At 72.4% G+C, this 21,330-nt stretch carries 28 protein-coding genes; 24 read left to right on the forward strand and 4 right to left on the reverse strand.

Features of this window, described 5'->3' with window-relative positions:
* Positions 1-2 precede the first annotated feature (2 nt).
* On the reverse strand, positions 3-1,127 hold the full coding sequence (locus tag ACWEO5_RS24070; protein WP_380276246.1) for a tyrosine-type recombinase/integrase: 1,125 nt from the start codon (positions 1,125-1,127) through the stop codon (positions 3-5).
* A 57-nt stretch (positions 1,128-1,184) separates the two neighbouring features.
* On the opposite strand from ACWEO5_RS24070, the gene ACWEO5_RS24075 reads away from it, so the two are divergent.
* From ACWEO5_RS24075 to ACWEO5_RS24125, 11 genes are all read left to right on the forward strand, one after another.
* Entirely contained in the window at positions 1,185-2,150 is a 966-nt protein-coding gene (locus tag ACWEO5_RS24075) for a hypothetical protein (RefSeq protein WP_452164359.1), read from the forward strand.
* Between the two features lie 113 nt (positions 2,151-2,263).
* Positions 2,264-3,064 (forward strand): hypothetical protein, encoded by an 801-nt coding sequence (locus tag ACWEO5_RS24080; protein WP_452164360.1) that lies wholly within the window; start codon positions 2,264-2,266, stop codon positions 3,062-3,064.
* Between the two features lie 76 nt (positions 3,065-3,140).
* Positions 3,141-3,386: a hypothetical protein gene (locus ACWEO5_RS24085; RefSeq protein WP_452164361.1), complete on the forward strand. Its 246-nt coding sequence runs from the start codon at positions 3,141-3,143 to the stop codon at positions 3,384-3,386.
* A 122-nt stretch (positions 3,387-3,508) separates the two neighbouring features.
* On the forward strand, positions 3,509-3,925 hold the full coding sequence (locus tag ACWEO5_RS24090; RefSeq protein WP_452164362.1) for a hypothetical protein: 417 nt from the start codon (positions 3,509-3,511) through the stop codon (positions 3,923-3,925).
* Positions 3,926-4,053: 128 nt separating this feature from the next.
* Positions 4,054-4,836 (forward strand): hypothetical protein, encoded by a 783-nt coding sequence (locus ACWEO5_RS24095; RefSeq protein ID WP_452164363.1) that lies wholly within the window; start codon positions 4,054-4,056, stop codon positions 4,834-4,836.
* 88 nt (positions 4,837-4,924) lie between these two features.
* On the forward strand, positions 4,925-5,308 hold the full coding sequence (locus ACWEO5_RS24100) for a RapZ C-terminal domain-containing protein (RefSeq protein WP_452164364.1): 384 nt from the start codon (positions 4,925-4,927) through the stop codon (positions 5,306-5,308).
* A 112-nt stretch (positions 5,309-5,420) separates the two neighbouring features.
* Complete coding sequence (locus ACWEO5_RS24105) at positions 5,421-5,909, forward strand: hypothetical protein (RefSeq protein ID WP_452164365.1); 489 nt, start codon at positions 5,421-5,423, stop codon at positions 5,907-5,909.
* A 21-nt stretch (positions 5,910-5,930) separates the two neighbouring features.
* Entirely contained in the window at positions 5,931-6,428 is a 498-nt protein-coding gene (locus ACWEO5_RS24110) for an AAA family ATPase (protein WP_452164366.1), read from the forward strand.
* A gap of 101 nt (positions 6,429-6,529) precedes the next feature.
* Positions 6,530-6,766 (forward strand): hypothetical protein, encoded by a 237-nt coding sequence (locus tag ACWEO5_RS24115; protein ID WP_452164367.1) that lies wholly within the window; start codon positions 6,530-6,532, stop codon positions 6,764-6,766.
* 141 nt (positions 6,767-6,907) lie between these two features.
* The gene (locus ACWEO5_RS24120) at positions 6,908-7,621 is read left to right on the forward strand and encodes a hypothetical protein (protein ID WP_452164368.1); all 714 of its coding nucleotides are present in this window, start codon (positions 6,908-6,910) and stop codon (positions 7,619-7,621) included.
* 85 nt (positions 7,622-7,706) lie between these two features.
* Positions 7,707-8,252, forward strand: coding sequence for a hypothetical protein (locus ACWEO5_RS24125; protein WP_452164369.1), 546 nt, complete (start codon positions 7,707-7,709; stop codon positions 8,250-8,252).
* Positions 8,253-8,453: 201 nt separating this feature from the next.
* Here ACWEO5_RS24125 and ACWEO5_RS24130 read toward each other — a convergent pair whose 3' ends face one another.
* Together ACWEO5_RS24130 and ACWEO5_RS24135 are read right to left on the reverse strand one after the other, a co-directional pair.
* The gene (locus ACWEO5_RS24130; protein ID WP_452164370.1) at positions 8,454-9,275 is read right to left on the reverse strand and encodes a hypothetical protein; all 822 of its coding nucleotides are present in this window, start codon (positions 9,273-9,275) and stop codon (positions 8,454-8,456) included.
* Positions 9,276-9,307: 32 nt separating this feature from the next.
* Positions 9,308-10,099: a ParA family protein gene (locus ACWEO5_RS24135; protein ID WP_452164371.1), complete on the reverse strand. Its 792-nt coding sequence runs from the start codon at positions 10,097-10,099 to the stop codon at positions 9,308-9,310.
* A gap of 222 nt (positions 10,100-10,321) precedes the next feature.
* Between ACWEO5_RS24135 and ACWEO5_RS24140 the strand changes: the two genes are divergently transcribed.
* From ACWEO5_RS24140 to ACWEO5_RS24200, 13 genes are all read left to right on the forward strand, one after another.
* Positions 10,322-10,585: a hypothetical protein gene (locus ACWEO5_RS24140; protein ID WP_452164372.1), complete on the forward strand. Its 264-nt coding sequence runs from the start codon at positions 10,322-10,324 to the stop codon at positions 10,583-10,585.
* On the forward strand, positions 10,557-11,087 hold the full coding sequence (locus tag ACWEO5_RS24145; protein WP_452164373.1) for a DUF6879 family protein: 531 nt from the start codon (positions 10,557-10,559) through the stop codon (positions 11,085-11,087). Before ACWEO5_RS24140 ends, ACWEO5_RS24145 begins: the two co-directional genes overlap by 29 nt.
* 24 nt (positions 11,088-11,111) lie before the next feature.
* Positions 11,112-11,960: a helix-turn-helix domain-containing protein gene (locus ACWEO5_RS24150; RefSeq protein ID WP_452164374.1), complete on the forward strand. Its 849-nt coding sequence runs from the start codon at positions 11,112-11,114 to the stop codon at positions 11,958-11,960.
* A 268-nt stretch (positions 11,961-12,228) separates the two neighbouring features.
* On the forward strand, positions 12,229-12,657 hold the full coding sequence (locus ACWEO5_RS24155; RefSeq protein WP_452164375.1) for an ATP-binding protein: 429 nt from the start codon (positions 12,229-12,231) through the stop codon (positions 12,655-12,657).
* Positions 12,658-12,891: 234 nt separating this feature from the next.
* Positions 12,892-14,025 (forward strand): methyltransferase domain-containing protein, encoded by a 1,134-nt coding sequence (locus ACWEO5_RS24160; protein ID WP_452164376.1) that lies wholly within the window; start codon positions 12,892-12,894, stop codon positions 14,023-14,025.
* A 97-nt stretch (positions 14,026-14,122) separates the two neighbouring features.
* Positions 14,123-14,659 carry an NUDIX hydrolase gene (locus ACWEO5_RS24165; protein WP_452164377.1) on the forward strand — a complete coding sequence of 179 codons (537 nt, stop codon included), beginning with the start codon at positions 14,123-14,125 and terminating at the stop codon, positions 14,657-14,659.
* Between the two features lie 40 nt (positions 14,660-14,699).
* The gene (locus ACWEO5_RS24170; RefSeq protein WP_452164378.1) at positions 14,700-14,960 is read left to right on the forward strand and encodes a hypothetical protein; all 261 of its coding nucleotides are present in this window, start codon (positions 14,700-14,702) and stop codon (positions 14,958-14,960) included.
* A gap of 219 nt (positions 14,961-15,179) precedes the next feature.
* The gene (locus ACWEO5_RS24175; protein ID WP_452164379.1) at positions 15,180-15,482 is read left to right on the forward strand and encodes a hypothetical protein; all 303 of its coding nucleotides are present in this window, start codon (positions 15,180-15,182) and stop codon (positions 15,480-15,482) included.
* A 136-nt stretch (positions 15,483-15,618) separates the two neighbouring features.
* Entirely contained in the window at positions 15,619-15,795 is a 177-nt protein-coding gene (locus ACWEO5_RS24180) for a hypothetical protein (protein WP_452164380.1), read from the forward strand.
* Between the two features lie 208 nt (positions 15,796-16,003).
* On the forward strand, positions 16,004-16,471 hold the full coding sequence (locus tag ACWEO5_RS24185; protein WP_452164381.1) for a hypothetical protein: 468 nt from the start codon (positions 16,004-16,006) through the stop codon (positions 16,469-16,471).
* Between the two features lie 332 nt (positions 16,472-16,803).
* Positions 16,804-16,992, forward strand: a complete 189-nt coding sequence (locus ACWEO5_RS24190) for a hypothetical protein (protein WP_452164382.1) — start codon at positions 16,804-16,806, stop codon at positions 16,990-16,992.
* Positions 16,993-17,402: 410 nt separating this feature from the next.
* Positions 17,403-18,110: a DUF402 domain-containing protein gene (locus tag ACWEO5_RS24195; protein WP_452164383.1), complete on the forward strand. Its 708-nt coding sequence runs from the start codon at positions 17,403-17,405 to the stop codon at positions 18,108-18,110.
* Between the two features lie 956 nt (positions 18,111-19,066).
* A complete protein-coding gene (locus tag ACWEO5_RS24200; RefSeq protein WP_452164384.1) occupies positions 19,067-20,002 on the forward strand; it encodes a hypothetical protein in 936 nt (311 codons plus the stop codon).
* 68 nt (positions 20,003-20,070) lie between these two features.
* On the opposite strand, the gene ACWEO5_RS24205 is transcribed toward ACWEO5_RS24200, so the two are convergent.
* Positions 20,071-21,012: a DUF4238 domain-containing protein gene (locus tag ACWEO5_RS24205; protein WP_452164385.1), complete on the reverse strand. Its 942-nt coding sequence runs from the start codon at positions 21,010-21,012 to the stop codon at positions 20,071-20,073.
* Positions 21,013-21,330 lie beyond the last annotated feature (318 nt).

The following is a 21,330-nucleotide window of genomic DNA, read 5'->3' on the forward strand; positions in this document are numbered from 1 at the left end:
GCTCACGTGTCCTGCTCTCCGATCGCCCGACGGTAGTCCTTGACGACCTCGGGATCGCTCACCCGGGTGTAGACCTTCATCGAGTCGGGTGTCGCGTGCCCGAGCCGGGTCATCAGCGTCAACTCCCGCATGCCTCCCTCGAACATTCGGGTCGCGTGGGTGTGCCGAAGGCTGTGTGGGGTCAGCCATGCGTCCCGCACTCCGGCCCGCGCTGCGGCCCGGGCGAACATCCGCACCAGGGCGTCGTAGCCCAGAGGCTCGCCCCGGCGCTTTCCCCGGCCTCCGACCAGAAACATCCACGGCGTGTCCACGTCGGCCGGGCGCTCGCGCATCACGTAGGCGCTGAGCGCCGCCAGCGCCCGCCCCTCCCACAGATCGACCACCCGATCACGGCGCGATTTCTGCCGCACGCCGCGCGGATGATCGTCCCGTTTGCGGATCGTCACCCGGCGCTGTCCATAGGAGATGTCCCCCAGTTGCAGCCCCAGCACCTCACCCGGACGCAGCCCGCCCTCCCACATCACCTCCAGCAGCGCCAGGTCGCGGCGGGTACGCAGCTCATCGAGAAGCGCCCGGTAGACGTCGTCCGGCATCGGCCGCGGCACCGGTTCCACCGTCTTCACCCGCAGCACCCGGCGCACTGGCTGCTGTCGGCGCGCATTCGCCAGCGGCGGCCGGTGCCGGTCGGGCACTCGCGCCGCAGCCTGGTCGACCTTCTTGACGATCGGATTGTCCCGGCCGACGTACCGCTCGCTGGCGATCAGGAACTCGTAGAACGACGACACCGCGGCGAGCACCCGGTTGCACGTCTTCGGCGACAGCAACCGCCCATCGCCGGCCGCGACACCGAGTTCCAGGCGCTGCGCGCGCCGCGACGACGACATCAGCCGCAGCCACTCCAGGAACTCCATCGCCCGCGCCGGTGTGAACTCGTCTGCTGTGAAGCCGCGTTCCTCGCAGAAGAGGTACAGCTTCAGAAGGTCGTACGCGTATGCGCGGACAGTGTTCGTCGAGTACGCCCGAACGGTCAACAATCGCAGGAAGTCATCGACTTCGACCACTGGCTCATCAGCTGCGTCCATCAGCCGCACCTGCGGCTGACCGGCCGCGGCATCGGGCACCTTCATTACTCGCACGGCCGGAACCATACGCACCTCGTGCGGCCAGCACAGTCGCTGAATCAGGTGATCTGTCCAGATAACTTCGTCTACTGGCGCGCCGACCTCGACCGCACCCCCGACTGGGACAAATGGCTGCGCCCCCACGCCTGGTGCACGACCTGCCAGCGGTGGGTGCGCGCCGTGCAGGTCTTCAAGAAGCCCGGCGCCGACATGGGCCGCTACCGGCAGCAGTACGTCTACCGCTGCCCCCACACCACCTGCCGCCACCAGGCCGTCGAACCGCCGGTCCTCCCGGCGGCGAGCATCATCGACTGGGCACTGCCCGGACAGCGCATCGGCGACCGCATCAAGCCGCTCGCCACCAAAACCCTCGCCCGCATCGAAGCCGGCCTGCGCCGCTATGCCGCCGGGAACCGCGACAGCACGAGCACAGCCGCGGCCGACGGACCGCCGCAGCCCCAGAACCCGACCTGGACGCCGTTCATCGCCGAACTGCGAGGTGGCTCCTCCGACGCCCGCCCCGTCCTCGAAGCCCTCGCCACCGTCACCGCCTCCGGCAACCACCACGGCCTGGTCGCCTCCCCCGCACACGCCGCGATGATCATGCGGAACAACGGCTCCACCGGCGACGGCGCAGAGCACTGCACCCCGGCAACCCAACCGCTGCGCACCCTGACCACCGCCGGACACCAGTCGCTCGTCACCTGGCCGGTGCTCGTCCCCTACTACGGCACCGGCACAGCCCGCCCCGTGGCCGAGCCGGTCGGCACGATGACCACCCGCGACCGCTACGCCCTCGCCGCCGGCCGCGCCGTAGTGGACGTCGACGATGTGCTGTTCCGGATGTTGGAGCCGCACGAGATCGGCGCCGCGATGGCCTTCCGCCCCGACTACGTCGTCGTCGGCAACAAGCGCGAAAAGGTCCGCCAGTTCGGCAACGCCGTCACCAGCAACGTCGCCGAACTCCTCGTCTCCGCGCTCGTCGAGACCATCACCGGCCAGGAACTGGCCACCGGCTGGGCGCGATAGCCCAGCACCCGCCAACCGAATCCGACCCACCCCGGCCCGGCCGCCCCGTGCGGCCGGGCCGGACGCGCTTCCCGCCACCATCCGACCCGCCGACAGACCAGGAGCTGCCCACCGTGAACCCCCGTACCCCCGACCGGCCCGACCACGAGGACCAGGCCGACGACGACCTGCTCTTCCCCACCTTCGGCGCCCCGCCCCCGCCCGGCCCGCCCGCACAGGGTGAGCACCCGGACGTGATCTGGCACCACCCCCGCCGAGGGCGCCGACTGCGCGGCCTCGCCCCGGCCCCGCTCCGGCACCTGGGCGACGCCGCGCTCGTCCTGGCCGCCCTCGCAGCCCTGGCCGCTCTCGCGCTCGTGCTGGCCGGCACCGCCCAGGCCGCGCTGGCCGGCGCCCGCTGGTGCGCGGACCCGCAGCACCCGCCCCTGCAGCTCTGGCACACCGTCAACGACCCGATCCAGCGCAGCCTCCAGCGGCGCCGCGCCGGCCTGCCCGCCGGCCCCGCCACCCTCCACACCACCTGGGCCGCCGCCGGGATCGTGATCCTGGTCGTCGCGCTGCGGCGCGGCGCGAGCGTCGGCGTCCAGCTCGGCGGCCTGCTGTTCGGGGCGCTGACCGCCGCGGCGGTGTGGGACGGCACCGCCGAACCCGGCCGCCCGGTCGCCGCGGGCCTGGCGGTGCTGGCCTGGGCGGTGCTCGCCGCCTGCGCGCTCACCGGCTCGTGGATCACCACCCACACCACGATCCTCAACGACGTCCCCAACGCCCCGGCGCCGATCGTGGCGGTCGACGTCGCCCCCGCCCAGGCACCGGCCCCGGTGGTGGAGGTGAGCGTGCCCGAGCCGCGGATCGAGACCGTGCTGGTCGTCGATCCCGGCGGCGACGCCCGGCGCACCAGCCGCCCCGACCGGTAAGCCCGCACCACCCACTCGGCCCGCCCTGCCCCGAACGCTGTCCCGCTGAACACCACCGACCTCAAGGAGCCCCACCGTGCCCGTGGCGATATCCCGCGACCAGCAGATCGCCGCCCTCCGCGAGCGCCTGCGCGACCGCTCCGCCACCCTGTCCGGCCTCACCCCCGGCAGCGCCTCCCACACCGGCCTGCAAGCCGAATGCGACGCCATCTACAAGGAGATCCAGCGCCTCCAAGGCACACGCTCCATCAACCCCAGGCTCCTGCTGACCGTCCTCGGCATCACCGCCCTCGTCCTGTTCAGCCTGCTGTCCGGGCACTGACGCTGCACGCCACCGCGCCCCGCCCCCGAGCCCACCGGCCCGGCCGCGGGGCGCAGTGGCGCGCGGCGCGGCCGCCCGGCCGGACACCACCGCCCAGCACCAACCACCTCCTGGAGGACCCCGTGCGCCAGAGCCTGCTTCGCCTGCTGCCCGCCCGCCTCGCCCGCCGCCTCGGCTACGAGATCGCCCTGCACGACCCGGCCGCCGTCGCCGCCGCGATCGAGGACAACCTCGCCAGCGCCCGTGCCGGACACGACGTCGAACTGCGCGCCGCCCTGCGCAAGCTCACCGGCCCGCTGGAGTTCCAGCCCGGCCTGCTCGCCCTGCACCGCGAGAGCGCCGAGGTCGTCATCTACCTGTGCGGCGTCGCGGCCGCCTCCGAGACCAACCTGAACCTGAACGACCCCCGCCAGCACGCCCTCTACCGGGCGCTGCTGGACGCCCTCACCGCGTCCGAGAAGCTCCGCACCCTCGTCGCCGACGCCGCCCTCCTCGCCCTGCCGGCCGACGAAGCCGCCGCCGAACTCCAGCACCTCTGACCCGTCCGGGCCCCGACGCTGCCCACCACGACGCCCGCCCGCCGCGCCCGCCAGGCGCGACCCGCGGGCGCCGTGGTGCGCGGCGCGGCCGCCCGGCCGACCGGACACCGTGGAGAAGGAGCCCCATCGTGAGCACGAAGAAGCCCAAGGCCGCCCCCGTCTACTACCTGGTCACCGGAGTGGACGGGATCATCCCGCGCAGCGCCGACGCCGGGTTCCCGACCGACATCGCCGCCGCGCTCGGCACGACGATCGACCACCCCAACCCCGGCCGGAAGTGGTACGACGACAGCCGGTTCAGCTACTTCCGCACCGTCTCCGCGCCCGGCGAGGTCCTCGACGACGCCCCGGAGCTCACGCAGTGGCGGCTGTGGAAGGTCCAGCCGCTCGGCGAGACCGGCAACTGGACCCTCAACGGCCGCCGGGACGACCGGTGGCGGCTGTACGCGCACCAGCTGCACGTCGTCCGCGAGGTCGACGCGCACCTGGCCCTGGGCCCGCGCGGCCGCCAGGTCCTCGACCTGCTCGACCAGGAGCTGCCCGGCCTCGCCCGCCGGTGGGCCGCCACCTACCAGGCCGACCCGGCCCGCGTCGAAGACGCCCACCGCACCTGGCGGCTGTGCAACTTCGTCGAACCCGCCGCCGCCCGCGGTGATGACGCGCACACCAACGCGGCCTACCACGCCCGCAACGTGCGCCGCACCGCCGCGCTCCTGGTCGCCGAGCACCTCGCGATCCGCACCGCCTGCGCCGCGACCGAGGAGGAGTTCGGCCGCAGCGCCGCCCACTACGCCGCGATGCGCGCCAAGGCCCTGGCCGCCGCCGTCCTCATGGAGGACCGCCTGAGCGACTACGTCCTGAACTCGCTGCGCGGCCTCTACCTCGAGCAGCTCATCCCCGCCGGCGTCTGACCCGACCGCTCTCCACCACCGCGCCCTCCCGCCCACCCGGTCCGGGAGGGCGCAGTGCTTCCCGTCCACCCCGACTGAGAGGACCAGCGTGATCGTTGAGATCACCTCCTTCGGCCACCTCCACGGCCCCGGCCCCGCCGCCCACCTCGCCCTGGACCTGCGCCACCACTTCCGCGACCCCCACCACGACCCCGCCGTACGCCACCTGACCGCCCGCCACCACACCGTCCGCGACCAGGTCGCCGCCACCCCCGGCATCCCGCAGCTCCTGGACGCCGCCGTCGCCGCCGTCCAGGCCTACGCCGCCGGCCCCAGCGCCGCCACCCAGCCGATGACCGTCACCTGCAGCTGCCAGGGCGGAAAACACCGTGCTGGCTACTTCGCCGACGAGCTCGGCCGCCGCCTGGCCGCGCTCGGCCACCAGGTGCACGTGACCCACCGCGACATCGACAAGCCCGTCGTCGACCGCTGAACCGTCCCGGCGCTCACGCTGCCCACCACGACACTCCCCCGCCGTACCCGGCCGGGGAGTGCTGTGGTACGCGGCGCGGCCGCCCGGCCGCCACCCGATCCCGGAGGAACCCGTGAAGGACACCCGCGCCGTCCGCGCCGCCCGCTTCGCCGCCGCCTACGCCCTGCTGCGCGTCGGCGCGGACGTCGGTGACCACCTCGTCCAGAGCGACCACTGCGCCCGCACCAAGGGCGCCACCGACACCGCGCCCGTCACCGGCGACGACGGCACCGTCCACGGCACCGCGGCCGGCCGCCGCGCCTGCGCCGTCCACTGCCTCACCTACACCGCCACGCAGGCCGGAGCCCTCCTGATCGGCGCCCGGACGCTGGGCCTGCGCCTGCGCCCCGGACAGGTCGCCGCGGCCCTCGCCATCAGCGGGCTGACGCACTACGCGATCGACCGCCGCGTCCCGGGCGGCCTGCTGGAGAAGTTCGCCGACGCCACCGGCAAGGGCAAGTTCTTCCGCCTCGCCGACCACGGCATCAACGGCGCCTACTGCATGGACGGCGCCGTCCACCACGCCTTCGAAACGGCTGCCGCCGCCGTTCTCGCCCGCTGAACACCCCTCAAGGAGAACCCCGTGGAGTACCCGACCCTCGCCCCCGTCAACGACGGCTCGCTCGTCCTGATGATCGGCGCACCCGCCTCCGGCAAGACCACGCTGCTGCGGGAGGTCCCCGAGCACCAGGTCGTCTCGCTGGACCGGCTGCGCGCCGCGGTCAGCCGCCCCGGCGACCAGCGCGCGACGGCCGACGCCCTCGTGCTGCAGCAGCAGATCATCACCATGCGGATGCGCCGCGGCGAGACCACCTACGTCGACAGCTGCTCGCTCCTGCCGGAACACCGAAAGCCGCTGCTGTGGCTGGCCCGCCAGTACCACCGCTCCACCGTCGCCGTCCTGGTCGACGCCCCCTTCGACCAGCTGCTGCAGCGCAACTCCGGCCGGAGCGACGAGCAGCGCGTGCCCGAGGAGTTCCTGCGCGTCTCCCACCGCCGCGCCCGCGACACCCTCCACCAGCTCGCCGTCGAGCAGGTCGACGAGATCCGCCACCACCGCACCGGAAGCACCGGGCACTGACGCTGCCCACCGGCCCGCCCCGCACCCCGCCCAGGTGCGGGCGCGGTCCGGTGCGCGGCGCGGCCGCCCGGCCGAACACCTCCGATCGAGAGGACGCTCCGATGAGCGACAGCGCCCCGCACGGCACGTACCGGGCCAACATGTGCGACCTGGAGCCCCTGGCCGCCCGATGGGCCGCTCGGCGCGAGGGCCGCCCCATGCCGCCGCTGGACCCGGCCACCCGCCAGTCCCTGATCCGCCTCTACACCGAGGCCGCTGCCCGCGGCGCCGCCCTCAACCCCGAGGCCGCCCAGCTCGCCCAAGCCGAGGCCGACAAGCTGCGCGCCGGACAGGACTGACACCCCCACTGTCTCCGGACGCTCACGCTGCCCACCACGATGCTCTTCCCGCCGAGCCGCCCCGGCCCGGACAAGGCGCCGTGGTGCGCGGCGCGGCCGCCCGGCCGACCCGCCCTGAACCCGCCCCGAAGGGACCGCCCGATGACCGACACCCGCGCCCGCGTGCTGACCACCATCCTGGACACCGTCGACAACCTCGCCACCACCGCCGCCGCGGCCGCCGCCGGACTCACCACCTACCGCGCCCTGGCCGCCCGCCCCATCGAGACCCGCGCCGCCCTCGCCCTCGCCGCGGCCGCGGTCGCCGCTGTCACCACCGACCAGGTCACCACCCAGATCCGTCGCCCCCTGCGCGACCGCCTCGGCCTGACCCCCGCCCCCTACTCCTACAGCCTGACCGAGCCCGCCCCGGCACCCACCACCGAGCAGCTCGCCGACGAGGTCTCCGCCGACGCCGCCCACCGCGCCGCGACCCAGGCCCACAGCCTCGACAACAGCGGCGGCAGCCTGACCCGGTCGGACAACTGGACCGGCTTCCCGGACGGCTCCGCGACGTGCGACCTGTCCGGCGGCGCGCACCTGCTGTGCGTTCCCTCCCCCGCTGGATCCGGCGGCTACATCACCCGCACCTTCCTGCTGGTGCGCGACGGCGAGCAGGTGCCGGTCCGCAGCATCAGCGACATCGTCGCCCTCCTCGACCTGAACACCGAGGACCTCCCCGCCACCGAGGCCAGCGACCCGTGGGCGCAGATCGGCGAGAAGTTCGGCATCGAGGAGCTGGTGCCCGCCGCCGGGGCCGACGAGGAGAACGACCGCGACCAGGAGGCCGAGGCCCACGCCGACGGCAGCCTGTAGCCCGGCCGCCTCACAACTCCATCCCCTCCGCTCGGCCGGCCCGCACACTGCGGGCCGGCCGAGTCTGTCGAAGGAGACACCTGAGATGACCACCCCCGCCATCACTCCGGCCGTCCGGCGCGGCCTGTTCGCCGCCGACCCCGCCCAGCGACTGCGCCCCGGCACGGCGACCCGCGAATGGGAGCTGTGGCTCACCGGCCCCGACAGCCTCCTGCTGGAGATGCCCGACCTCGCCACCGCCCTCATGGCCGCCGCCGAGCACAACGTCATGGTCTGCGACCTCGACGAAGACCACCCGATCCAGCCCGTCAGCCACGCCCTGGTCCTGAACTACGGCTACGCCTGGCGGCGCGAGGGCGCCGCCCGCTCCGGCGCGGGCATCGCCGTTCCCTCGCTGTGCTGGACCGCCCGGTGCAGCATCTGCGGCGACCTGGTCGAGGACGAGTTCATCCCCCACCACGACAACGCCGAGGCGGCCTCCGCCGACGCGGTCGGCAGCCGCGGCTGGGGCGAACTGCCCACCGGCCGCCTCGTGTGCGAGCGAGACGACCAGGAGCACGAGGAGGCCCGCGCCGACGCCCGCACCGAGGACGGACCCGAGCCGGACGAAGACCAGCTCGCCCTGCTGTAGGACCTCGAAGAGACTGCCTGGAATCGTTCATTCCAGGCGCCGCACCCAACCCCACCACTACGCGCAGGCCGGGGCCGACGACGGCCTGCAGAAGGACGGAACTGTGTCACGGTGACACACTTCCGGGCCCCGCTTCCCGGCTAGACATGCAGAAAGGGCCTGTCCTCGACCAGAGGACAGGCCCTTTTTCCGTTTCCGGACCTATGGAGTCGTAGAGGCGTCGATCCGGCGGCGCAGGCGGCGGCGGACCTCGCCCGCGTGCTCGTAGCCGGCCAGCACCTCCGCCGCCAGGGTGGCGTCGTGGTCGACGGCCGCGGACAGGTTCTTCGTGGTGAGCAGTCGGTTGGCGCGGGCGAGCGCGGCCAGGCCGTCCCGGACCTGCTGGACCTCGGCTGGCTCGTCCACCACCTCGGCGTCGATGACCTCCGGCTCGGCCGTGGGGGAGGTGGCCCCCTTGGCAGCGGCGCTGCCCCGAGGGGCTGGCGCGTACTTGAGCTTGTCGCGGACGGCGGCCAGCTTCTCCGCCGTGATCCTGCCCGGCACCTCCTTCGCCTTCGCGAGGACCTGCTGCGCGGCTTCCTCGCCGTGCTGACGGACGACGACGGCCAGCAGCCGGACCTGCGACTCGGGTAGAGGCGTTTCCACAATTGTGGAAACGGCGTTCGCCACCAGCACCATGTCCATCAGCTGGTAGGCGCGGGAGAGGCTGTACCCCCACCGTCCCTTGACGTACGACGGGAAGTCCGCGAAGCCCTTCTCCTCGTAGAGCCCGTCACGCCGGATCGCCTCCAGCGCCATCCCGGCCCGGAGCTCGAAGCGCGCCTTCGCGGCCTTCATCGTCTCCGCGGCGTCCTGTCGGGCGGACTCGATGATGTCCTCAAGGCCGGCCAGTCGCTCGGACCGCGTCTCACCCAGCGCGCCGAGGTCGAGCTGGTGCGGCACCCTGACAGCGTCACGGGTGGCGACGGTGCCGGTCTTCGCGGTGCGCCCGGTACCCAGCCCCGCGGCCACGGTCGTGTCCACCGAAGCGACGGTGAACGTCTTCTTGCCGGCCATCAGGCGACCAGTCCCGTGGCCTTGGCGAGGTCGCGGAACATGTTCGCGACATCGCTCTTGGGCGCGTACTGCGTGATGGTCAAGCGCTGGTTGCGAGCCTCGGCCAGTATCGACCGCACGGGGATCTCCGCCAGGGGCTCGGGCCCGGAGTTCCGCAGCTGGTCCATCACGGCCGCGTTGATCGCCGACAGGGGCAGCATCACCCGGTTGATGATGAGCCCGATGATCTCCGGCGACGGCTGCTCCAGCTCCTCCGCCAGGGTCTGCATCTGCCCGAGCAGCAGGCCCAGCGCGTCGATGCTGAACTCGTCGACGTCCACCGGGATCAGCAGGGAGTCGGCGGCGAACAGCGCGGCGTCGGTGTCGACGTCCAGCCCGGGCCGGCAGTCGACCAGGACGACATCGAACATGCCGCGCAGGTGGCGCAGCACGCGGCTCAGCCGCTCGTGAGCGGCCCGCTCGCCGTGGAGCTTGCGCGGCAGCGAGAACATGTCGAGCGAGCTCGGGATCACGTACAGGTTGTCGGAGTGCTGGTGGACGAGCGACCGGGCCTGCTCGGCCGAGCAGCCGTTCAGCATCGCCGTCGTCAGCGTCAGCGGGCCCTCCAGGCGCGCGACCCCCAGCGCGGTGGTCAGGTTGCCCTGCGGGTCCAGGTCGACCAGCAGGACCCGACGGCCGGCCTCGGCGAGCGCGCCGCCGAGGTGGATCGTGTCCGTCGTCTTCCCGACGCCGCCCTTCTGGTTCAGGACCGCGACCACGTGCATGACGGCGGCCGCCAACATCTCACTCATGCCCGAGAGCGTAGCGGCACCCCTTCTCCGGATTGGGCACCGCCGCCGGAAACCACCCCTACCGGTCCCCCGGGACGTGGCGTCGGCCCTCGGCGCAGCAGCCCGGACTTGGTGCGCGCCGTCTCGGCCGCCTCCTGCGTCCGCGCGCCCTTGACGGCCTGTCACCCAGAAGAGGACGGTGGCCCGCAAGTGCTCGCAACCGGTTTGGTGACGGAGGACGTCGTGGAGCTAGATTTCATCGGGATCGACCCCGGAACGGGAGACAAGGGCTCGCCGACGGTGTGGGTAGACCGTGCCGAGCGGCGGATCGTGATCCAGGGCGTGAAGGGCGAGGACGTCCTGTTGGACGAGATCGGCATCCGAAGCTGGGCGCCGGGCCACGAGGCCGGCATCCCGGAGCACGAGGCCGTGGTGTGCATCCCCGCCCGGATGATCCCGATCTTGCGAAAGGCATGCGATGACGCAGAGCGTGACGGGCTTCTCTGACCTCCTGGCCTCCGCCCGGCACTCGGCAGTCCACCTGGAGATGCGCGACACCTACGCCGTGGCCGACGAGGCGGAGCGGATCGAGCAGTGGCGGGCCGGGCACCGACTCGACCCCGCGGACCGGGAGACGTGGTGGAGGCCGTGGCTGGACACAATCGCCGCGACCGTAGCCCGCGGGGTAGTGGTGCGCCGGGCCCGGATCGTCTCCGAGCCGGTCAGCGAGTACACCCGCTACCTGCACTCGATGACCTTCACCAACATCGCGGCCGGCGAACAGGTCCGCTGGCTGCCCAGGATGCAGGCCTCCACCATCGCGCTGCCCGGCAGCGACTTCTGGCTGTTCGACGGCAAGGTGGTGATGTTCAACCACTTCACCGGAGACGGCGACTGGGCGGACCCGGAGGACACCGTCAGCGACGACCCGGCCGTGGCCAAGCTGTGCGCCGAGGCGTTCGAGACGGTCTGGGAGAGGGCCGTCCCGCACGAGCAGTACACCGTCTGAGCCGCCGCACCGAGCCGACAGCCCATGCCCGCTTCCCCCTCCTCCAGCGCCCAGGCCGCCCATGCCGCGCTCGCTGCCCGGCTGCGCGAGCTGATGCTGGACGCCGGGCTCGACGGCAAGGGGCTGTCCGCCCGGTGCGGCTGGCACCCCTCCAAGACCTCCCGGATCCTCAACGGGAAGTCGGCGCCGTCCGAGGAGGACCTGCGCGCCTGGTGCGCCGCGTGCGGCGCGGACGACCAGGCCGGCGACCTGATCGCCTCGCTGCGCGCGGTGGAGCTGATGTACCTGGAGTGGCGCCGCGTGCACCGCACCGGCATGCGGCAGGTGCAGCAGGAGTCCCTGACGCTGCACCACCGGACCGCGGTATGCCGGGCCTACGTCTCCAACGTCGTCCCGGGCTTCCTCCAGACCGCTGCCTACGCCACCGCCCTGATGCGCTCGATCACCGAGTTCCAGGGCACCCCGGACGACGTCGCCGACGCGGTCGCCGCCCGCACCGAGCGCGGCCGGCTGCTCCACGACGGCCGCCACCGGTTCGTCATCCTCATCGAGGAGACGGTACTGCGCTACCGCATCGGCGACCCGGAGACGATGGCCGGCCAGCTCGGCCACCTCCTGGCGGTGATGCCGCTGCCGTCGGTCTCCCTCGGGATCATCCCCTTCACCGCGCAGCGCCGGATCTGGCCGCTGGAGGCGTTCTACCTCTTCGACAACGAGCAGGCCTGCGTCGAGACGCTGACCGCCGAGGTCACCGTCACCCAGCCCCGCGAACTCGCCGACTACCACCGCGCCTTCGCCGAGCTGGCCAAACTGGCCGTCCACGGCGCAGCCGCCCGCGCCCTCATCACCACCGCGATCGACACCCTCGGGTGAATCCCCGCAATCACCCGCAATCGCGTTGAACGCGCCAACAGCCACTCCCTACCGTCGAACCGTCGCCCGCCGTGACGGACCGGACACCCGATCCCCGGCGGGCGTACCGGAGCCGCTGCGCCCGCCCGTCCCCCGTCGGGTGGGCGCAGCCGTCACCGCCGACGAGAGAGCGGAGAACCGCCGTGGCCGCGAACCGCATGCCCTGTCCACCGGCCACGGCCGCGACCGCGCCCGGGCAGTGCCGGCGGGTTCGAGGTACCCGGTGACCATGACCGTTGAGGCCCCGTCGCTGCCCGCGGCTGTCGGCTTCGCCAGGGTGCTGCTGCCGTACGAGCCGCAGTCCGCGTCGGCGGCCCGGCGCCTGGTGCGCACCACGCTGCGCGGCTGGGGGCTGGACGACCTGGTGGAGGCGGGCGAACTGGTTGTCAGCGAGCTGGTGGGCAACGCGGCGAAGACCGGGTGCCGGCGGAAGATGACGGTCACCGTCGAGCGGATCACCGACCGGTGCGTGCGGATCAGCGTCCGCGACGGCTCCCGTGTCCTGCCCTGCCTGATCGACGCGGGCCTGGCCGCCGTGTCGGGCCGCGGCATGGCCCTGGTCCACCACCTCACCGGCGGGCACTGGGGCGTGAGCCTGGAGCCGCTCGGCAAGACCGTCCACGCGGACCTGCGCACCCGCTCACCCGCCCCGGCATAGCCACCCGTGCTCCGGTGCGCCAGGGCCGACCCTCTTCTCCTCCCGGGTTCCGGGAGGGCACCATCACGTCAGCGACGACAAGGAGTTCGGCATGGACATCGAGGCAGTCGACGGCGGCTCGGGCGGCGACGGGGGTGGCGGGGGCGACGGGCACCCGGGCACTCCGTGGACGCCGCCGCAGGACCCGCCGTCCCCGGACGGCAGCACTCCGCCCGGGGACGGGGGACACCGGAGGTGACGCTCGCACCTGAGCAGGAGGGCCGCCCCGCGCCGGGGCGGTCCTTCCCCGTGGCCGACGCCTGGGCGCCGGCCTTCGACGCCGTCCCGCGCTCGTTGTTCCTGCCGGACCTCATCTGGGCGCACGACATGGCCACCGGGAAGAGCCGGCCCGTCGACCGGACCGCCGACGAGGCCGGCTGGCTGGCGGCGGCCGCCGCGGACGTCCCGATCGTCACGCAGTGGGACGACGGCGAGCACCAGGGCGTGGAGCCCGGCACCGTGCCGACCAGCTCGGCATCGCAGCCGTCGCTGGTCGCCTCGATGCTGGACGACCTCCAGGCCGAGCCGGGGATGCGGGTGCTGGAGCAGGGCACCGGCACCGGCTGGAACGCCGCCCTGCTGAGCCACCGGCTCGGCGACGCGAACGTGACCACCGTCGAGATCGACGCCGCCGTGTCCGCCCGGGCCCGCGCCGCCCTGCACGCCGCCAGCTACCGCCCGACCGTCGTCTGCGCCGACGGCGCGCTCGGCTGGAAGGACGGGGCCCCGTACGACCGGATCACCGCGACCTACGGGCTGCGCGAGATCCCGCAGGCGTGGATCGAGCAGACCCGGCCCGGCGGGTTGATCCTGGCGCCGTTCGGCACCCACTACTCCAACGCCGACGCCCTGGTCCGCCTCACCGTGGCCGGCGATGGCACCGCGTCCGGCCCGTTCCTCCAGCCGGTCGAGTTCATGAAGATGCGCTCCCAGCGCCTGCGCTGGCCCCAGAACCCGCCGAACGGCGGCACCGTAGCCGAGTCCACCACCACCGCGGCGCTGCCCGCGCACGGCAAGTTCGACCCGTTCCCGCTCGCCGCTGGCCTGCGTCTTGGCGATGTCGTCCACGCGATCCAGCCGCACGAGGACGGCGCCCGCACCCTGTGGCTCTACTCCCTCACTGTCCCGGCCTGGGCCGCCGCGACCTTCCGCGACGGCGAGAACGAGCACCAGGTCCGCCAGTACGGCGGCCGCCGCCTCTGGAACGAGTTCGAGCAGACCCTCACCTGGTGGCACCGGGCGGGCGAGCCCGGCGTCGACCGGCTCGGCCTCACCGTCACCCCGCACGGCTGGCACGCCTGGCTGGGCGACCCCGCACAGACGATCTGACCCCGCGCGACTCCCCACTCGTGGCCGGGATCGGTTCGGTTCGCCTGCTGGAGCCGATCGCGCACGCGAGCGCTGCGGCTGCGCCATCATCGGGGCGGTGAACACGGTGATGAGCGACCGGGATGGCGCGGCGGGCGATGTGCCGGTGCGGGTGTGCGCGGTGCTGGTCGACCCTGGCAGCAGGGTCTGTGTGATCCGCCGTCACCGGCCCGGCGGCGCGCAGCACACGCTCCCGGGCGGGCTGGTGGCCGAGGGAGAGCAGCCCGCCGCGGCACTGCGGCGCGAACTTCGTGAGGAACTCGGCCTGGCCGTCGACGACGTCGGCCTGGTGCCGCGGTTCGAGCAGCACCAGGAAACCCGTCGCCGGGGAGAGGCACGGCTGTTCCGCCGCCGCCACTTCGTCTTCGTCGTCCACCTGTCGAAGCCGCTCGCCGAGGACGTCGCCCTGGTCGAGCTGGACGCCGAGGACGACTCCGAAGTGCTCTGGCTGCCCCCGGCCGACCTTGCCGGAGCGCACCTCTACCCAGCCCTCGGCGAGCGCCTGGTCGACGCCGCCGCCACCCAGGCCGCGCCCACGGTCCCCGGACCGGTCCTGCTGGCGCCGATGACGGACGCCAGCTACCAGTGGCGCTGAACTCCCGCGCGCTGTCGGCCAGCGGTGCCACGCTGGCCTGATGGACGAGCACGACAAGCAGTTGCTGCGCGGCCGGGTCTACGGCGCCGAACCCGGCGAGGACACCGGCCCCGAGCCGGAACGCGAGTACCGGGAGCTGGTGGGCGGCCCGCTGGACGTCACCGGCTGGGCCCCGGACGAGCTGGAGTGCGGGGCCGCACTGATCACGCCGCTGGGCCGCTACGGCGCCGGCGGCCGCGCCCACTACGAGCCGCGCCCCGGCGACCCGCTCCTCTGGGACTGGGAGGGCGACTCGGCGTAGCCGCGGCCGAGGGCCGCTCCTACCAACAAGGGCGGGAGGAGGGCCTCAGCACGCCCTCCCCGCCCCCGTCCTGGCGGGAGGTCGGCATTATCGGACGTTGAAATTGCCGTGCTCAGGTGAGAGGTGCCCCTGTTCGACCAGGTCTCGGCGCGGTCCTGTCCGCTGCGCGCTGAGACCCCGGAAGGGGTGAAGACACACCTCACCCGAAGGGGCCGCGTCGTGACGCTTGCTCACTCCATCGCCCAGTTCCTCCACGCCGCACTCGCCGACCCGACCGGCCCGCAGGCCCAGCAACTGCGCGACGCCGTCGACCTTGCCCGCGCCGGCCTCAGCGGTGCCCGCCGCGTCCGCGCCTACCTCCAGCTGCGCGCGGCCATCCGCCCGGCGCCCACCACCGCGCCCGTGCCGCAGGCCCGGCCCTGCACCGAAGCCCCGGCCCTGCCAGCCGACCGGACCCGCCGCACGGCTGTGGTGCGCCCTGCCCGGCGCCGCACCCACTGCTGCTGTTGCTGCCGCCGCTGAGCGAACCGCCCCGCCCGCTGTCCCGGACCAGCCCCGCGCCCTGCCGCGTCGGACTGGCGGGACCGGGGAGGGCGGCAGGCCGCAGAGGGCCGGGACGGACGAAGGAAGTGCGCCGACGGTAGGTCAGACTGTCTCCATGAGTCCCGACCGCCGCCCCCTGGGGCTGGCCTTCTCCGAGCCCGTCGTCGACCAGACTCTCCCGGCTGGCGAGCGCCCGATCCCGCTGCCCGCCGAACGCTCGCCGTTCCTGGAGCCGGACACCGACATCACCGCCCCGTCGACGGCCCGGCACACGCCCGCCCAGCGGGCCTGAACCCTGCTCTTACCACCTCCGGAGCGGCAAAAGGCGGTGCGCGCCGCAGGCAATGGGGAGCGGCGCGCACCGCCCCGATCCTCTCCCATCCGTCCGGCCCACTCCGACGGGGCCCGCGAGTTGGTGGCCGAGGGCCGCTCCGGTGAACCCGGCTCGGACACGGACCCCGCCAGCCGCGCCCCGGACGGCCCGCGGATACCCTCCGGACGTGACCCCCTCCGAGCTGCAGAATGCCCTGATCAGCCTCTTGCCCACTGCGGTGCCCGGCATCGAGGCGGCCGAGCCCTGGCCCGCCCGCCCGTACGGCCTCGCGGTCACCGCGAAGGACGCCGGCACCGTCTACTGGACCGTCACCGGCGCGTCCAACACCGCCCCGGCCGCTGCCGACGGCGAGCACCTGGCCGAGCAGCCGGCACCCGATCTGCCCGGCGACGGGAAGGCCCAGGTCGCCGAGATCGAGCAGGCCCTGCTGTCCGCGCTGGCCGCCAGTTCGGAGAAGGACACCTTCGTCCGCGCCGAGCGCTACAGCACCCGGCCCGTCCCGCCGGGGTTCCGGTACGGGGTGACGGTCGACTGCCGCGACGGGTGGAGGTTGTTCGCCACCTGCGTAGGTACCGCCCGCAGAGGCGAGAAGCTCGCTGACCACCGGTACTACAAGCCCGACGAGACGGTGTAGCAGCGATCAACCCGGGCATCTCCGCGGCCGTAGAGACGGCCTGCAGAGGTGGAGTAGAAGTTCTACCTCTGCAAAATGTGATTGAGATCACGCGGTTGGGAAATAGGCCAGTTCAAAGGGCCCAACCAGTTCCAAACGGGTCCTTCCGGCGCGGCCAGCGCGACACCGAGCAGCACCGATCGGCACGAATCCACGCAGCATTCCCGGTCGGCCGCCAGAAGTGCCATATCCTGTGATCAACCTCCTCGACCGGGCCGGGCACTCTGGCCAGGTGTCCGGACACAACTCCGGCCCGAGCGGCGAAAGCCGCGGAACGAGGAGGGAGCTCCGCTATGGACGACGAGTCCATCGAACGGACCAGCGACCGCCAAGGCGCTGGCGAACTCGGCCAACCCGGGAGCGCCGGACACCGGCCGGACACCGGTCCGAAGGAGCACCGCGAGTCCTCGCTCATCTGGGCGACCTGGGCCAACACCTTCACGGTGATGGCCATCGGGGTCGTTGAGCTGCTCATTAAGTAGCCCCAGAGACACGAGAAGCCTGGAACTAGGCAAGTTCCAGGCTTTCGCGGTGATGACACGAGACGGGCCACTCTTGCTTCGCGGGCGGGGGTGGTCCGTCTCGCTATTTACGAAGCATCAGAACATGTGCAAAACGATTCGGTAGCTCCGCAGAAGCCACTGTAACAGTGGAACCTGAGAAGAACTAACGATCCCGGACGTTAGTTGCAGAAGGTTGGAACAACTAACAAGCCCTGCAGCTTAACAAGCGGATCTTCCAAAGCAACTTCATCCGGGCAATGACATCGCCGGAGAACATGAGTGAAGACTGCTGCTCTTTCGAACCCGGCTCACGGCAGGCGGGCGAGACCGAATCGACGATCACTCCTTCGAGGCGACTCCCCACGACGAAGCCGGGGAACATCCCGGTCGTGACGCACACCGAGACGAACACCAACCAGAGCGCCGCACGATTCGAACCCGGTACCACCGTGGTGCGACGCGACGTCCACGCGGGGCGGGTGTGGACGGCGAAGCCGCACCGGGTGGTCGCCGACACCGGGCACGTGCTGACCCTGGCCTGCTGGCCCGGCATCGAGAGCCTCGCCCCGACGACCTGGATCGAGTCCCTGCGCACCGGCAGCGACGCCGTCCGGGAGCAGGGCCTGGACCACCTCGCCGCCGGTACCTGGACGCTCGGCCCCCACCGCTGGGAGCGCACCGCGGTCCTCTCCCACTACCTGGCGGGGGAGTGGTTCTCCCTCCACTGCTTCCAGGACGCCGACAGCGGCGACCCGATCAGCTGGTACGTCAACTTCGAGATGCCGTACCGCCGCCGCCCGGGCGGGATCGACACCATGGACCTAGCCCTCGACCTGGTCGTCACCCCCGACCTCTCGGGCCACCTCTGGAAGGACCGCGAGGAGTACGGCCGGCTGCGCCGCCTCGGCGTGGTCGACGACTTCCTCGCCCGCCAGGTCGACGCCGCGTGCGGCCGCGCCCTCCGGATGTTCGACGACCGCGCGGGACTGTTCGCCACCGGCTGGCCCGCCTGGGCGCCGGAGGCGACGTGGCCGCTGCCGGTGCTGCCGGACGGGGTCGGCCAGGAGGCCGAGCTGCTGGTGCCCTACCGGCTGTAGAGGGGGCCGGAGTTCGGGCAGCCGGGACGGCAGGTGCTCGGCGGTGTTCGGCGAGAACGATCCGCTGCGGGAAATGCGGTCGAAGTGGTGACAGCGGGCGGAATCGGGTCTACGGTCGCCTGCACACAACCCATCGGCACCACGGGGAGGAGCACTGCTGTGCCGCACGACGACAGCAGTTGGGGCGGGCTGACCGACAGCACCTGGGGCGGCGCCGTCCCGGCTTCGGACGCCTGCTGGGGTTTCCTGGTGCCGGACACCAACTGGGGCGGCTGACGGTGCCCGCCGATATCCATTGGGGCGGCTTCGCCCGCGACAGCGGCTGGAACTGACCTCCCCTCACGAACCCGCCCCGGTAGGACTCCCACACACCTGCCGGGGTACTGCGGCCGGTGGAGCAGCGCCCGGCCGACCGGCCCCGGCTCCCGACCCGTACCCCCGCCGGGTCGGGAGCCGGGGCCGCCTCCGTTCCAGCCGCCCGGCAAGCCGGCGGACGCGGTTCCGACCCGGTCGCGAGCGCTGCCGTTGCCGATCGACCGCCCGCTCGTTGGAACCGTCGAACGCCCCGACCAGGGCGCGCGGCTGCGCCTGCTCCACGCTGCCCGGCATGTACACCCCCGCGGCCGGGCCCAGCATGGTGAAGCCCCCGGGCGGCCGGCCCGTACGCCCCGGCCGCCTGGCGTCCCACCCGCCGCAGTCTTCCCCGTCGGCGCGGTCGAGGGTGGTGCCGTCGTTCCTCGGGTCAACCTGCCGCGGCCGGCCTTGTGGAGCCCGGGGACTTACGGATGCGCTATGTTGTGGCCGCGGCAGGCGCGCCTGCCGGACTCCCGGCCGGACAGCTCCCACGCCCCGGACCTGGACAAGGGTCACGGACTCGCGCGGCAGAACCTGCACTTGTTGATCCTGACCGCCTTGCTGCGGCGCGGGCGTGGGCGTGCCGTGGAAGGAAGCGTGTCATGACCCAGGACCGCAAGCGCAAGCAGGCCGTTCGCGCCCGCCAGCAGCACACCGGCCGCCGCTACACAGTCCTTTCCCGCGAGGACGCCGCCCGGCACCGGCAGGTCGGGGAGGACTTCTCGCTCGGCGAGCTGCTGGCGGAGTGCACCTCCGCCCCCGTGACCGTCCCGGCCTGGTTCAAGGCCATCCCCGACAGCTACGAGCCGTCCTGGGAGCCGCCGAAGGCGTTCTTCTCGAAGCTGCTGGGCGTCGACGTTCCCCACGGCACCGTCCTGGAGCTCGCCGGCCAGCTGGCCCAACTCGGCCTGGACACCAGGTGCCGGGTGGAGAGTTCGGACCCGGACCACCGGGTGGTGGTGGCCACCGAGGGCCGACGCTTCGACCTGTGCCTGACCCAGGAGCTGCTCAACGAGTGCTGCCGCCAACTGGCCTGCCTCCGGCGGCCCTTCGGGGACGACATCCCCTGGTGCGACGAGCACGTGCGCCAGCGCAGCCTGCCCGAGCTGCTCCAGATGGCCGACCAGCTCGGCTACACGACCAGGCAGGAAGCCGACTACGAGCCGGAGCGCTGCGGCGGCGGGCCCGGCGCCGACCTCCTGGTGCAGGCCGCCGTTGCCTATGCCGGGTCCGGACAGGTGATCACGAACCTCATCAGCTCCGGCTTCGACGACCCGGACAGCGCTGCGGAGTGGAGCAGCGACGACACACTGGAGATGCGGCTTCGCTACGCGATCGACCGCGAACGCCTGCGTCTTCGGAAGGTCGCCGAAGCAGAAGCCGCGCGGATCCGGCGGGCCACCGACGCCTGTCCTACCTGCGGGGCCAAGCCGACACCGGGGCCCCACCCGACCAACTACCCGCCGCAGTACTGCTCGCTGCGCTGCGCCCCGAAGCCGGTGCCGGCCAGCACGGCGGCGTGGTCGACGCGGTCGTAGAAGCAAACCGGCCCGGCCGCCGAGATGGCGGCCGGGCCGGGGAACGGGCTGGCTGGTGGCGTCGATCGTCAGAACCGGCCAGGCTGGTGGTGCTTGCTCATGGACTGCTGGAGCGGGCCGCCTTCGCGGGTGAAGACCATCTCGTAGCACAGGTCGATCTGCTTGCTGTTCTGTCCGCGGACAGTCGCCGTGGGAACTGCCTGGTAGCCGGTCTCGCTGCCGATCGCGGCGACGTGTCGCGGGCCGATCGGCAGGAACAGGCAGTGGGCATCGACGAGGTCGACGCCGAACCGATCAGGGGTGCCGGGCTGGTGCGAGTGCTGGACGGTGACGGTGGGCACGTCGCTGATGAGGAACTCGGCGTTGGCCTGCTCGGGCACGAAGATCGAGACCGAGCCGGTCCTCACCCAGTTCCTGGTGAACTCGAACAGCTGCTCCGCGGCGACCCTGAACAGCTGGTCATCGTCGGGCAGCTCGCCAGTGTGCCCGAGGTCGGTGAACGCGTGGTCCAAGGCCGGCCGGTTGTCCTGGAGCCAGTCCCGGAACTGCCGGTGCTGGCGGTTGTTCCGGACGTGGTGCAACGCGACCAGGTCCTTGAGGGCCTCCACCAAGTCGGGGTGGTCAAACAGCGTGCCATCCGCGACCGCCTTCCTGATCGCGTTGACCTTGTACTCAGTCTTCTCCCACAGCCGCTCGAGGGAGCCGGAGCCGAACACGACCCAGTCCGTACGAAATCCGGCCCGCTTGGCGGGGCGCAGGCTGAGCTGGTGGATCGAGCCCTTGTCGCCGATCCGGAACGGGCGCAGGGAACGCCGCCCACCCTTGGGCTCCTTGACTGCCCAAGCCTCGAGGAGCACGCGGGCGACGAGGTGCTGATCGGGCCTCGGCGGGACCGGGTCCTGCTTGAGCTCGTCGATGCGCCGCAGGAACTCTGCCGCGACGGCCCGGGCGTTGAAGTGGAAGGCGACGGGGGCGGATGGGCCGCGCTGGGGCGGCACTGCATCATGCATGTCTATATGCTGACAGATCTGACATGTGACTAGGAAATGGATATTTCGTACCAGTTGGCCACTGCGCCGAACGGGTGAGACCCGTCGGTGCCGCCTGTCACCGTGGCGACGGAAAGTCAGATTCCGTCACTGGAGGCGAGTGTGGACTACCGCCGGATGTCACCCGAGGCGAAGGCCACGTTCTTGGCAGAACGCCCGCGGTGCGAGGTGTGCGGCCAGCCGTCGCTAGTGCTCTGACCGAGAAGGTTCGCCGGGGTGAGTGCGATCAGTCGGATCGGGCTGCTTGCCACGTCCACGAGGTTCGGCGGGAAAGACCCT

The sequence above is a fragment of the Kitasatospora sp. NPDC004272 genome, from assembly GCF_053603035.1.

Coding starts and splice junctions, on each gene's coding strand:
- ACWEO5_RS24070 (WP_380276246.1), bottom strand. CDS start 1,127: ATGAAGGTGCCCGATGCCGCGGCCGGTCAGCCGCAGGTGCGGCTGATG.
- ACWEO5_RS24115 (WP_452164367.1), top strand. CDS start 6,530: ATGAGCGACAGCGCCCCGCACGGCACGTACCGGGCCAACATGTGCGAC.
- ACWEO5_RS24120 (WP_452164368.1), top strand. CDS start 6,908: ATGACCGACACCCGCGCCCGCGTGCTGACCACCATCCTGGACACCGTC.
- ACWEO5_RS24125 (WP_452164369.1), top strand. CDS start 7,707: ATGACCACCCCCGCCATCACTCCGGCCGTCCGGCGCGGCCTGTTCGCC.
- ACWEO5_RS24135 (WP_452164371.1), bottom strand. CDS start 10,099: ATGAGTGAGATGTTGGCGGCCGCCGTCATGCACGTGGTCGCGGTCCTG.
- ACWEO5_RS24145 (WP_452164373.1), top strand. CDS start 10,557: ATGACGCAGAGCGTGACGGGCTTCTCTGACCTCCTGGCCTCCGCCCGG.
- ACWEO5_RS24150 (WP_452164374.1), top strand. CDS start 11,112: ATGCCCGCTTCCCCCTCCTCCAGCGCCCAGGCCGCCCATGCCGCGCTC.
- ACWEO5_RS24155 (WP_452164375.1), top strand. CDS start 12,229: ATGACCGTTGAGGCCCCGTCGCTGCCCGCGGCTGTCGGCTTCGCCAGG.
- ACWEO5_RS24170 (WP_452164378.1), top strand. CDS start 14,700: ATGGACGAGCACGACAAGCAGTTGCTGCGCGGCCGGGTCTACGGCGCC.
- ACWEO5_RS24180 (WP_452164380.1), top strand. CDS start 15,619: ATGAGTCCCGACCGCCGCCCCCTGGGGCTGGCCTTCTCCGAGCCCGTC.
- ACWEO5_RS24190 (WP_452164382.1), top strand. CDS start 16,804: ATGGACGACGAGTCCATCGAACGGACCAGCGACCGCCAAGGCGCTGGC.
- ACWEO5_RS24200 (WP_452164384.1), top strand. CDS start 19,067: ATGACCCAGGACCGCAAGCGCAAGCAGGCCGTTCGCGCCCGCCAGCAG.
- ACWEO5_RS24205 (WP_452164385.1), bottom strand. CDS start 21,012: ATGCATGATGCAGTGCCGCCCCAGCGCGGCCCATCCGCCCCCGTCGCC.